At 71.1% G+C, this 11,498-nt stretch carries 12 protein-coding genes, 2 tRNA genes and 1 pseudogene; 10 read left to right on the top strand and 5 right to left on the bottom strand.

What is annotated here, in order from left to right:
* Positions 1 to 444 (top strand): annotated as a pseudogene (locus GTW67_RS18195) (hypothetical protein); the annotation flags it as partial.
* A gap of 257 nt (positions 445 to 701) precedes the next feature.
* Here the strand turns inward: GTW67_RS18195 and GTW67_RS18190 are convergent.
* From GTW67_RS18190 to GTW67_RS18180, 3 genes are all read right to left on the bottom strand, one after another.
* Positions 702 to 1,667 carry a DUF5926 family protein gene (locus GTW67_RS18190; protein WP_161165880.1) on the bottom strand — a complete coding sequence of 322 codons (966 nt, stop codon included), beginning with the start codon at positions 1,665 to 1,667 and terminating at the stop codon, positions 702 to 704.
* Positions 1,668 to 1,904: 237 nt separating this feature from the next.
* Entirely contained in the window at positions 1,905 to 2,456 is a 552-nt protein-coding gene (locus tag GTW67_RS18185; protein WP_346010684.1) for an ATP-binding protein, read from the bottom strand.
* Positions 2,457 to 2,670: 214 nt separating this feature from the next.
* Positions 2,671 to 3,498: a glycerophosphodiester phosphodiesterase family protein gene (locus tag GTW67_RS18180; RefSeq protein WP_161165878.1), complete on the bottom strand. Its 828-nt coding sequence runs from the start codon at positions 3,496 to 3,498 to the stop codon at positions 2,671 to 2,673.
* A 287-nt stretch (positions 3,499 to 3,785) separates the two neighbouring features.
* Between GTW67_RS18180 and GTW67_RS18175 the strand changes: the two genes are divergently transcribed.
* From GTW67_RS18175 to GTW67_RS18165, 3 genes are all read left to right on the top strand, one after another.
* Positions 3,786 to 5,228 (top strand): trypsin-like peptidase domain-containing protein, encoded by a 1,443-nt coding sequence (locus GTW67_RS18175; protein ID WP_161165877.1) that lies wholly within the window; start codon positions 3,786 to 3,788, stop codon positions 5,226 to 5,228.
* Positions 5,229 to 5,291: 63 nt separating this feature from the next.
* Positions 5,292 to 5,379, top strand: a tRNA-Ser gene (locus GTW67_RS18170).
* A gap of 305 nt (positions 5,380 to 5,684) precedes the next feature.
* Positions 5,685 to 6,341, top strand: coding sequence for an SUMF1/EgtB/PvdO family nonheme iron enzyme (locus tag GTW67_RS18165; RefSeq protein WP_161165876.1), 657 nt, complete (start codon positions 5,685 to 5,687; stop codon positions 6,339 to 6,341).
* A 150-nt stretch (positions 6,342 to 6,491) separates the two neighbouring features.
* Here the strand turns inward: GTW67_RS18165 and GTW67_RS18160 are convergent, their stop codons facing one another.
* Positions 6,492 to 6,800, bottom strand: a complete 309-nt coding sequence (locus GTW67_RS18160) for a hypothetical protein (RefSeq protein ID WP_161165875.1) — start codon at positions 6,798 to 6,800, stop codon at positions 6,492 to 6,494.
* A gap of 328 nt (positions 6,801 to 7,128) precedes the next feature.
* Between GTW67_RS18160 and GTW67_RS18155 the strand changes: the two genes are divergently transcribed.
* The 4 genes from GTW67_RS18155 (at position 7,129) to GTW67_RS18140 (ending at position 9,058) form a co-directional block, all read left to right on the top strand.
* Positions 7,129 to 7,365 carry a hypothetical protein gene (locus GTW67_RS18155; protein WP_161165874.1) on the top strand — a complete coding sequence of 79 codons (237 nt, stop codon included), beginning with the start codon at positions 7,129 to 7,131 and terminating at the stop codon, positions 7,363 to 7,365.
* A 120-nt stretch (positions 7,366 to 7,485) separates the two neighbouring features.
* Positions 7,486 to 7,562, top strand: a tRNA-Ser gene (locus tag GTW67_RS18150).
* A 140-nt stretch (positions 7,563 to 7,702) separates the two neighbouring features.
* Entirely contained in the window at positions 7,703 to 8,110 is a 408-nt protein-coding gene (locus tag GTW67_RS18145) for a hypothetical protein (protein ID WP_161165873.1), read from the top strand.
* A gap of 228 nt (positions 8,111 to 8,338) precedes the next feature.
* Entirely contained in the window at positions 8,339 to 9,058 is a 720-nt protein-coding gene (locus tag GTW67_RS18140) for a DUF4232 domain-containing protein (RefSeq protein WP_237518917.1), read from the top strand.
* Between the two features lie 17 nt (positions 9,059 to 9,075).
* Here GTW67_RS18140 and GTW67_RS18135 read toward each other — a convergent pair whose 3' ends face one another.
* Entirely contained in the window at positions 9,076 to 9,945 is an 870-nt protein-coding gene (locus GTW67_RS18135) for a bifunctional DNA primase/polymerase (RefSeq protein ID WP_161165872.1), read from the bottom strand.
* A gap of 374 nt (positions 9,946 to 10,319) precedes the next feature.
* Between GTW67_RS18135 and GTW67_RS18130 the strand changes: the two genes are divergently transcribed.
* Entirely contained in the window at positions 10,320 to 10,646 is a 327-nt protein-coding gene (locus GTW67_RS18130) for a hypothetical protein (protein ID WP_161165871.1), read from the top strand.
* Between the two features lie 297 nt (positions 10,647 to 10,943).
* The coding region (locus GTW67_RS18125) for a SigE family RNA polymerase sigma factor (RefSeq protein WP_161165870.1) at positions 10,944 to 11,498 on the top strand (555 nt) is incomplete at its 3' end.

The following is an 11,498-nucleotide window of genomic DNA, read 5'->3' as shown; positions in this document are numbered from 1 at the left end:
GAGGAGACCGATGGCGGCAGGGCGCCCGGGGGGACCGGTGGCGGCACCGCGCCGTCCGGCGCCGGGCCCGCCCGCACCGCGCTGCCGCCGGGCCTCGCCACCGCCGTGCGCTGCGGTCCCGAACTCACCTCGCCCGAGGGCGTCGAGGCGCAGACCTGTGTGCTGACGCAGGGGACCGGGACCTGGGCGCGGACCTACTACCGCAACGCGACCGGCGGGACGCTGGAGACCGTGCTGAGCCTCATGGGGCCCGGCGGCCGCAGCCTGCGGATGCGCTGCGCGGTGGGCGCCGAGGACGCGCCGGGCATGTGCGAGACACCTCGTGAGCGGATGCGGGGCGAGCCGGGCGACTACACGGCCGTCGCGGAGTACGCGGGCCGGGCCGGTCACGGGCCGTTGCTGCTGCGCACCGGGAGCAACTCCCCTGTGCAGAAAGGCCGTTGACGCGGCGGTCGTGACCGGGTGTGCGTCGGGCGCATGGAAAGACCCGGTTGCTGGCGACGGGGGATGCACCAGCAACCGGGCTACTCGAACGGTAACAAGAGATCGGCGGTTAGCAAATTCGATCTCCTGTTTTCCGGTCACCGACTGGCCTGTCTTCGCCGGGAGTTGTGACTGGAGTCACCCGTTCCGTGCCCGCCGGTCCGGCTGACCGGTCGGTCAGCCGGACCCGGCACGGGGGCCGTGTGCCGGTCCCCGGCTCAGCTGAGGGTGACCTGCCGGTTGGTCAGGCCGCCACGCGCCCGTCGCTCGTCGGGCGTGAGCGGCGCCTCGGTGGCCAGTGCCTCGGCGAGACGCTCGGCGAACTCGGCCGCCGGCTTCTCGACGTCCTCGGCACCGACCCCGCTCGGCAGGTCCCAGACCGGGACGGTGAGCCCATGGGCACGGAAGGACCCCACGAGCCGGGTGCCCTCGCCGAGGCTCGACCGGCCCGCCGCGTGCAGCCGGGCCAGAGCGTCCAGAAGCCGCTCCTCCTCGTGCGGCATGACCCACCGCAGGTGGTTCTTCTCCGGCGTCTCGCACCAGTAGGCGGCGTCCACGCCCTGGAGCCGGACGGTCGGGATGGCCGCGGCGTTGGCCCGCTCCAGGGAGGCGGCCACTTCCGGCGTGGCGTTCTCCGCGTCCGGGACCCAGAACTCGAAGCCCTCGTGCACGACCGGCTCGAAAGCCCCCTCGGGCGCGAGCAGGTCCTGGAGCCGCGGACCGTCGGCCGGCGCGCGGCGCCCCTGCACCGGAGTGCCCGGCGCGGCGGCCAGGGCCCGCTGGAGGGTGTCCGCGAGGTCGCGGCTGATGTCGCCCGACGCCGTGTCGTTCTGGAGGCCGAGCAGCACCGAGCCGTCGTCGCGGCGCAGGGCCGGCCAGGCCATCGGCAGCACCGTGGCGAGCGTGACCGACGGAACGCCCTCGGGCAGGCCGTCCTTCAGCGTCAGTCCGGCCGTGGCCGCCGGCACCAGCTCGCGCAGCGCCACCCAGTCGCACTCGCCGGGCAGTCCTTCGAAGGGGCGGTGCACCAGCTCGGTCGTGGCCTGCGCGGCGGCCCGGCCGTGGCAGGCCTTGTAGCGGCGGCCGCTGCCGCAGGGGCAGGGCTCGCGGGCACCGACGACCGGGACCTCCCCGTCGGTGAGCTGAGGCCGCCTGGCCTTCGTCTGGGGTCGCTTCTTGGCCATCTGGGTGTCTCCCGGTTACGGCTCTACTCGTACGGGCGCGAGCCTAGCCGTTCGCGCCCCGGCCGACGGGACCCTGTGGACGACGGGCCGGGTGTGGACAACTCCCGCGGTGTGCCGTAGCGGTGGCGTTGCCGGTGGGAGGAGCCGGGCGGAGGAGCCGGGCGGAGGCGCGCCGCGCGTTGAGCCGCGTGGGGTGAGCCGCGTACCCGCTCCGCGGCCGGGTACCGCACGCCGGGCTCAGCCCAGCTCCTCGAACGCGTCCGCGAAGTCCAGCCCGGGGATCTCCGACACCGCCGGGGCCGCGACCCGTGTGGCGAAGTCGTCGCGCCGGTGCCCCGCGTCCGGGTCGTGCACGTCGTCGTGGACGACGACCCAGACCGTGACGTCCCCGCACGCCTCGTCCCGTACGCCCCAGTCGTCGGCGAGCGCGGTGATGATGTTCAGCCCGCGGCCGCCGTGCGCGGTGACCGACGGGGTCGCCGGAGCCGGGCGGGTCGGGCCGCCGCCGTCCGTGACCTCCACGAGGAGCCGGCCCCCCGCGTCCACCTGCCATGCGGCCCGCACGTCACCGTCACCGGCCAGGGCGTCGCCCAGCGGACGGCCGTGCTTGCACGCGTTGCTGAGAAGTTCGGAAAGGACCAGTACGGCGTCGTCGATGACCGCTTCCGCCACACCGCCCCGGCGCAACTGCTCCCGCATCCGGTGCCGTGCTTTCCCCACGCCCGCAGGGCCATGGGGAACGGCCATGCTCGACGACGTGGGCACCTCCTGTGCCACCACCAACGCCACCCCCGAGACCTCCTTCGCCCCACGCCACGGTGTGGATGCCCTCCTGGCCTGAACCGGAAACCGGCCGGTCCCCGCCCAGTGACGCATTCGACACGGCCGGACACGCACCGAACGCGCCGGAGCACTCCCCGTAATCATGTGGCTGGATTTCGTCGGTGTGGCCGAGACCGGAGAATGGGGCAGACGGCCCGCCGGGTCAAGGGTTCCGGCCGAATCAGCGGCCCAGGTGCTCCAGGACCGCGCGTGGCCGGTTGGTGATGATGGCGTCGACGCCCAGGCCGGCGCACAGATCCACGTCGGCGGTCTCGTTCACCGTCCACACGTGCACCTGGTGCCCCGCCGCCTTCAGCCGCTCGATGTAGGCGGGGTGGTTGCGCACGATACGGATCGAGGGGCCCGCGATCCGGACACCGGCCGGCAGCCGTCCGTCGCGCAGCCGGGGCGAGACGAACTGCATCAGGTAGACCGTCGGCAGCGTCGGTGCCGCGGCCCGCACCCGGTGCAGCGAGCGGGCCGAGAAGCTCATCACCCGCACCGGCGAATCGGCGGCCGAGGCGGGCGCGTCGAGACCGAACCGCTTCAGGAGCAGCAGCAGCCGCTCCTCCACCTGTCCCGCCCAGCGCGTGGGGTGCTTGGTCTCGATGGCCAGCTCCACCCGCCGCCCCGCGTCCGACACCAGCTCCAGCAGCCGCTCCAGGGTGAGGACGGAGGTCTCCTCCCGGTCCTCGGGCCGGTGCTCCCACTCGGGCTGCTCGTCGCGCGTGCGCCAGAACTCCCGGGTCCTGCGGGCGCCGAAGTCCAGGGCCGCGAGATCGGCGAGCTCCAGCGCGGAGACCGCGCCCCGGCCGTTGGACGTACGGTTGACGCGCCAGTCGTGGACGCAGACGAGGTGGCCGTCGGCGGTCAGGCGCACATCGCACTCCAGGGCGTCCGCCCCGTCCTCGATCGCCTTCCGGTACGCGGCCAGGGTGTGCTCGGGGGCCTCCTCGGAGGCTCCGCGGTGGGCGACGACCTGGATCGGCTGCTGTCGTACGTGGGTCACCGCGTCATGGTGCCACCGTGCGCGGGTAGACGTGCCGTCGGAGTCATCGGCCCGTGCCCGTTTAGTCTTGGATGGCCTGTATAAGGAACAACCGCGACGCACAGCATCCGCTTATGGTGCTCTGACGGCTCGTGGGAAAAGCTGATGGCCTACACCAAACACATGCACCACCACATGCACCACCACATGCGCAGCCGTGTCGCGCCGGGCCGTGGAGCGGCGCGCGTGAGCGCGGCCGAGCGCGACCAGTGCGCCCCAGCGGCAGTCGTGGATCGAGGAGAGAAGCTGTGAGCACCGAGAACGAGGGCACCGCGGTACCCCCGGCCCCGTCCGCACCTCCCGTGCCGGCGGCGTCTCCCGCGGCCTCCGAGCCGGGCCCGCCGCCCCACCCGGACCAGCCGTCGGCCCAGCCGTTCGCGAACGCGGAGCCGCACGGCGGCCACCCGGCCCCCCAGGCCGCCGCACATGCCTCCCACCCCGGCTCCTCGGCCCCCGACGCCTCCTGGCCGCCGCCCCCGCCGCCGGCCGGCCCGTCCTACGGCGGCGGAGGCGGGGACGGCTCCGGCGGAGGCTGGGGTTCCTCGTACCAGCAGCCGGCACCGAAGTCCGGCCGCGGCCGCGGCGGGCTGGTCGCCGCGCTCCTGATCGCCGCCCTGGTCGCGGGCGGTCTGGGCGGTGGCCTCGGCTACACCCTGGCCAAGAACAACGACGAGACCGGTTCCACGACGGTCTCCGCCTCGGACACCGGCGGCTCGGTCAAGCGCGACGCGGGCACGGTCGCGGGCGTGGCCGGCAAGGCACTGCCCAGCACGGTCACCATCCAGGCCGAGGGCAGCAACGGCGAGGGCGGCACCGGCACGGGCTTCGTCTTCGACAAGCAGGGCCACATCGTCACCAACAACCACGTGGTGGCGGAGGCGGTCGACGGCGGCAAGCTCAGCGCGACCTTCCCCGACGGCAAGAAGTACGACGCCCAGGTGGTCGGCCACGCCCAGGGCTACGACGTGGCGGTCATCAAGCTGGTGAACGCCCCTTCCGACCTGAACCCGCTGCCCCTCGGCAACTCGGACAAGGTGGCCGTGGGCGACTCGACGATCGCCATCGGCGCCCCCTTCGGGCTGTCCAACACGGTGACCACGGGCATCATCAGCGCCAAGAACCGCCCCGTGGCCTCCAGCGACGGCAGCGCGAGCAGCAAGGCGTCCTACATGAGCGCCCTCCAGACCGACGCCTCGATCAACCCGGGCAACTCCGGCGGCCCGCTGCTGGACGCACAGGGCAACGTCATCGGGATCAACTCCGCGATCCAGTCCTCCAGCAACGGCGGCTTCGGCGGCGCGGGCCAGGCGGGCTCGATCGGCCTGGGCTTCGCCATCCCCATCAACCAGGCGGAGTTCGTCGCCAAGCAGCTGATCGCGAACGGCAAGCCGGTGTACGCGAAGATCGGCGCCTCCGTCTCGCTGGAGGAGACGACGAACGGCGCGAAGATCACCGAGCAGGGCGTCAGCGGCTCCGAGCCCGTCGAGCCGAACGGCCCCGCCGCCGCCGCGGGCCTCAAGCCGGGCGACGTCATCATCAAGCTCGACGACACGGTGATCGACAGCGGCCCGACCCTGATCGGCGAGATCTGGACCCACAAGCCCGGCGACAAGGTCACGGTCACCTACGAGCGCGCCGGCAAGCAACACACGACCGACCTCACCCTCGGCTCCAAGACCGGCGACGACTGACCCGACGGCCCCCGCACGGACCCGCTACCCTGGTCCCGCGCGGCCGATCACCGGCCGACGCGGGGTGGGTTGCCCGAGCGGCCTAAGGGAACGGTCTTGAAAACCGTCGTGGCGCAAGTCACCGTGGGTTCAAATCCCACACCCACCGCCAGCAGGTCAGCGTAAATGCTGGTCAGAGGGGGTGCCCCGATCACGGGGCACCCCCTCTCGCATGCACCCTGTCTCACCCCTTCTCGCCCATCTCCCACCTTTGACCAGTGCGTATGGGCCATCTGTGGGCCAGGATCAGGGTGCGTGCCCCTCACCAAGGGCACGAGAAATCAGGTCGTTTGAGTGCTTCTGGCCACCTTTAAGGATCTTCGCGTAGAAGCGGTAGAGCACAGCGATGCTGTGCCCAGCGCGAGCGGCGACTTCCGCAGGGTCGACTCCTGATTTGATCCATAGGGAAATGCCCGCGTGGCGCAGGGAGTACGGCGCGGCCGCCAAATCGGATTCGACTTCCCGAGGGGACAGCACCGCCTTTCGCGCTCGCTCCCAAATGGCGCAGAACCGGTGTGGGTGGATGACTTTTACATCGATACTTTCCCGACGACCAACGCGGATTACGCGCGTTTCTGTGCGGCCACTCGGCACCCAGTCCCTGAGCACTGGGAGAGCGGCCGATGTCCGCGTGAGCTTTATGACCACCCCGTGGTCCACGTGTCTTGGCGAGACGCGAGCGCGTTCGCGAAGTGGGCGGGGAAGTCTCTGCCGACAGCCGAGCAGTGGGAGAAAGCGGCACGTGGAACCTCTGGCCGCACCTTCCCGTGGGGCGACCAGAAGACTGCCGCAAAGTGCAATGTCCGGGAGACCGGCGTGGAGCGCACGACGTCTGTTTCTCGGTATCACAGCGGCGTCTCACCCTACGGGGTCTACGACATGGTGGGCAACGTGTGGGAATGGCTAGCGACGCCGACCACACCAGGGCGGTACGAACTCCGTGGCAGTGCCTTTACGAGTCCCTTGTTCAGAGGTGTGCCGGCGGTCCCGAACGACGCCGACGAAACGATGCACGACGACGACACAGGGTTCCGCTGCGTGGCGACGCCAGAGCAAATGCGCTCCCGCAAGTGACGCGAGCTGTCCGATAGATGGTCGGCCCTCGGTGCGATATTAGGAAGCTGCCCCAAGTCTATGGGGGCCCTAATGCGCCGAAAAGCAAAGAAGCGTCCTCAACGGATCTGGGGACGCTTCTCTGCGTGCACTACGTAGCAGCGATGGAAATCAACCGCGCCGCCGGTTGAGGAGGAAGTACACAAGCGGCAGCAGTGCGGCCATGCAAAGCATGGCTGACTGCAACTGCCATGGAGTCCCTGGTGCCATTACGCGCAAAGCCCGCGCCATCAGGTAGGGGCCAAGGATCGATCCGCCGACCCCCGCAGCCACCGTTACGGCGCCGACCAACAGACCGGACTGTTCGGCAGGCACCCCAACGTTGACTGAGGGCCCATCAGTGAAAGTCCTGATGGAGACGAAGGCTGCCGAAGTGGGCTGCCCATCATCGGCGGTCTGCGCCTCGTTCTGCTCGTACATCTATGGTCTCCCGGTAGGGAGGTCCAGCCCTAGGTGCTGTCACCAAGGTTGAAGCTGGAACCTCGCAAAATGCCCACTGCGATCACCTCTGCCTGCGTTGTGTGTATGTGTGTGGATGTGTGTGTGCGTTGTGTGTGTTTGCTCTGCGTCGTTGCTGCGCCTACGTCTCGTCGCCCTGGAGCGTCCCGACTCAAGACGGAAGCCGCTTCCGGTGGACGGCGAAGCGGGTAGTTGCCGCTTGCTGCATCCGAACAGTAACAGACCGTGGTGCGTAGACGCACCAAACAGGTGCGTCTACGATGCAGGGGAACCGACAGAAGGAAGTTAAATGCCAGAGTCCGAGAGCCAGTCCCGCCGGGGGGGCAGCGAGCGCTACTCGGTGACGCTCGTGCCACCCGCAGTCGAAGCGATCTCAGATCTGACCGAGAGCACGGGCCTGTCTAAGGCTGACGTGATCAACCGGGCGGTACAGATCTATGCCTTCCTCGATGCCCAGAAGCGATCCGGAGCTGACCTTCTCTTGCGTGAAGGGGATGGAGTTCCGGAGAGGCTACACATCGTCTAGGCAGCCTCTCCGGGCCCCTGATCCGCTGATCAGGCTGCCGTTCGGACGGTGTCCGTTCTCCGGCGCGTGGGCCATACATGGGCCGAACGCCGTCTCGGAACCGCCAGACCGCCGATGACCAGCATGTTCCTAGGCGGACGCGGCGGTCTTGAAAACCGTCGTGGCGCAAGTCACCGTGGGTTCAAATCCCACACCCACCGCGGTGATTGACGGCCCCTGACCAGGCGTGACGGTCGGGGGCCGTTGTCGTGTGCGCGGGTCGGCCCGTGTTCGTACTCGGGCGGGAGTGAGTACGTGCGCTCTGGTCGGGCGGAGGGTGGGCGGGGACGCTCGGGGTATGGAGAATCGACGACCGAAGAGCGCCGCGCAGTGGGTGTGGGGGCTCGTGCTCGCCGTGGTGGCGGTGGGGCTGTGGGCCGCGTGGCTCGGGTGGGACCAGCACCGTGACGTGCACCCCGACGGTTCGACCACCGGGCCCTACGAGGCCTGGCAGGTCATCGGGTTGGTGTTGACGCTGCTGGTGCCGGTGAGCTGGGTGGCGTTCCGGGGGCATGGCGTGGGCGCCGTGGCCGGGGTCGCCGTCGGGCTGACCGCGTCCGCCGCCTATGACTGGTCGGACGACGCCAGTGGGCTCTTCGTGATCGGCGCCGGGATGGTGATGGTGGGGAGCTTCGGCGTGAGTGCCGCGCTGGTCGCCGTGATCACCGCGGTGCGACGGAGGGGCGGAGCTGTGTCACGGCTGTGACCGGAGGTGTGGCCTCCGCCACAGTCTGTGCGGTGCGGGGCTGGTGAGGTGGGGCGATGCCTAATCTCCCGCTCCGCATGCCGCTCGCGGTCTCCGGTGCCCTCGTCGTCAGTCTCCTGCTCGGTGCCTGCGGTACCCAGACCGCCGAGGGGGGGCTCCGGTTCCGAGGGGCGCTGCGGTGCCTCCGGTGGTGCCGGGCAGGGGCAGGGCGGTGTGCGGGTCGTCGGCATGGCCGAGAGGGGCGGTGCGGGTGGCGGGTCGGCGTGCGTGGTCGCGTACGACGTGGTCAATCCGGAGGGCGAGCCCTTCACGTACACCATCACCTTCACCCTCACCGACGACCAGGGCCGGGCGATGTCCAACGTCGAGGAGACCGTGGCCTCCGTGGGGGCGGGGCGGACCGTGCGGCGCACGCTCGACGGCGTCGGCGTCCATCCCGTGGACCCGGCGCACGTACGGATCACCGATGTGAAGCGGGTGCCCGCCGACGAGGCGCCGGTGCCTGAGGGGGCCTGCCCGGCGTCCGGGCTGCGGCTCTTCGCCGACGACGGGGACGCGGCCATGGGGCTGCGTGTCGTGGGCCTGCACCTGGAGAACTGCGGGAGCCGTCCGCACGACTTGGAGGGCTATCCGGCGCTCCAGTTGCTCGACGAGGAGCTGGAGCCGGTCGACGGGATCCGGGTCGTGCGCGGCGGCGAGGGCGTGGCCCTGCTGGACGGGTTCGACGCGCCGCCCCTGCCGGTGACGCTGCGGTCGGGCGAGTCGGCGCGGGCCGGGCTGATGTGGCGCAACACCACGGAGTTCGGGGAGGCGGTGAACGTGCCGTACGTCCGGGTCCGGGAGCGGGACGGCTCCGCTCCCGTGATCGTGGCGCCCGGCCTCGACCTCGGCACCACGGGCAAGCTGGGTGTGAGCGCGTGGCGCAAGGACGAGAGCCACCGCCCCTGACCGGAGCGACTGGCTCCCTACGGCGTGCTCCCGCCCGTCATGCGGGCCGCCGAGGCGATGGTCGCGCGGGCCTCGTGTTCCGTCAGGCCGGTCTCCCGGGCCGCTTCGACCAGGGGCTCCACGAGGGCGGCGCCGATGCCGTTCTCGTAGGCGCGGCAGGCCGCCCAGAACAGGCGGGTGTTGCGCTGGCCCTCGTGCGCGGCGAGGACGAACTGGACGAGGCCCCTGCCGTGCGCGTCGGTCGCCGCAGGGGTGTGCCGGTGCGGCCGGGGCGGCGGGAGCAGGAGGCGCAGCAGCGCGGGCGGGCAGGCGGCGGGCGGCAGGTGGGCGGTGCCGGGGGCGGCGGTGTAGACGCCGTGCCGGGTGCGGGAGCCGGGGCCGACCAGGTAGCCGCCGGCGCCGCGGATGTCGATGCCGGGGGCCAGGCGGCCGGCGGAGTTGGGGACGACGGCGTCGGGCGGGCCGGTCAGCCAGAGGTGGCGGCCTCCGCTGGGGGTCAGGACGACCACCGTGGGCGGGATCGTGAACAGGTGGCGCAGGGCCAGCTCGCGCAGGGCGGCCGTGGAGTCCGTCTCCCCCTTGGTGTCCAGGTCCACGCCGATGAGGTGGTGCGGCGGCAGTCCGCAGGCGATGCCGTAGCCCGAGGCCCAGGGGGCCGCGGCGAAGAGCTCGCGGATGCGGGCCGGGTCGGTGGTGGCGTCGTGGACGCCGTGGCCGAAGCGTCCGCACTCGCCGTGGCAGCGGGAGGGCGCCGGGTCGTCGCGGTGGGGGGAGCGCAGGGCCGGGAGCTTCGTCCGGGACAGGGGGAGGACCGCCAGTCCGCGCTCGGCGGCGGACAGGGCGTGCGCGAGGGCCAGCGTCGTGGCCTGCCGGTCGGTGGTGGCCATGGGTCCATGTTCGTATGTATGTTCGAAAAAGGGAAGAGTGGTCGCACGCGACGCGCCGGGGGTGGAGTGGCGGACGGGGAAACTGGCGGAACGCTTCGCCCCTTGTGGCGCTTGGGGTGGAGGTGTCCGTACTGCCCGGGGTGCGGCAGAAGGGCAGGCAAAGGGGTTTATCGACTTGTCCTCACGCTTGAGGGCGAATCGGGGCTTCCGGGGTGGTTCGGCGGTGATCCGCTGGGCAACTCTGATCACGCGACGTCGTGCACAGCGTCGAGGCGGTCGGCCAACTGCCTTGGCACCCAGGCTGGTTCACAAGTGCAGGTACTTCTCGCGTTGTCGGCAGGAAGCCGGTGCGCACCGTGTTCTGGAGGAACTACATGGCAAGCATCCGTACCGCCCGCGTCATCGCCGCCGTCGCCGCGCTCCCGCTGGCCGTCGCCCTCTTCGGCGGCGTCGCGACGGCGGACAACGGCGCCATCGCGGACGACGGATCGAGTGCGACCTCGGCGGAGGCCTTCGCGGGCATCGTCGGCAGCGGTGTCGGCGACGACAACAACGGCAACTCGTCCACCACGCAGCAGCAGGCGGTCGGCTCCGGCGCCTCGAACCAGAGCAACACCGCGCAGGTCGACGGCTCGGCGTTCACGGCCATCAACCAGGGCAACGAGAACGTGGCCGTCAGCTTCTCCCCGCTGTGGTGGTGAGCCGAGGGGTCCGGCGCGGGCGCTCCGGCGCCGGCCCGGCCCCCGGTCTCCGTGCGGGTGTGCTTCATGGGGTCACATGACGCCTGGGCGGCGGTACTCCGGTACCGCCGCCCAGGCGTTCGTGCGTGCCGGGCGCCACGGAGGCCGGGGACCCCCAGGGGTGAACCCCCAGTGCCCCTCGTCCTCTCCTCCACCCAGAGGAGGTGCGGAGAACCCCACCCCTACAACCTGAGGCGGACTCCGCTTCGGGACCTGCGGCCGATCCGCCGCACGCCCCTTCGCTCATAGCGTTGAGTCATGACCGCACCCGTCTGCACCAGCGCTTCGAACGCCGCCACAGCAATGACGCAGACCTTCCCGTACCCGTCGTTCGCGTCGTACGTGAAGGCCCGCCAGCCGGTGCTGCTGCGCACCGCCCGGTCGCTCACCGCGAACCCGAGCGACGCGGAGGACCTGTTGCAGACCGCGCTCACCAAGACCTACGTGGCCTGGGAGCGCATCGAGGACCATCGCGCCCTGGACGGCTATGTGCGCCGGGCGCTGGTGAACACGCGGACGTCGCAGTGGCGCAAGCGCAAGGTCGACGAGTTCGCGTGCGACGAGATGCCCGAGCCGGAGCCGCTGCCCGGCGGGGACGACCCGGCGGACCGGCAGGCGCTGCGCGACGCGATGTGGCGGGCCGTCATGAAGCTGCCGGCGCGGCAGCGGGCGATGGTCGTCCTCAGGTACTACGAGGACCTCAGCGAAGCCCGGACGGCGGAAGTCCTCGGGGTTTCCGTTGGCACGGTGAAGTCGGCGGTGTCCCGCGCGCTCGGCAAGCTCCGCGAGGACCCTGAGCTGGGGATTGTTCGG

It is taken from the genome of Streptomyces sp. SID5910 (assembly GCF_009862125.1).
Classification (GTDB): Bacteria; Actinomycetota; Actinomycetes; order Streptomycetales; family Streptomycetaceae; genus Streptomyces.
Note: the sequence above shows the minus strand (reverse complement) of the source record. Positions and strands in the feature narration are given on the sequence as shown.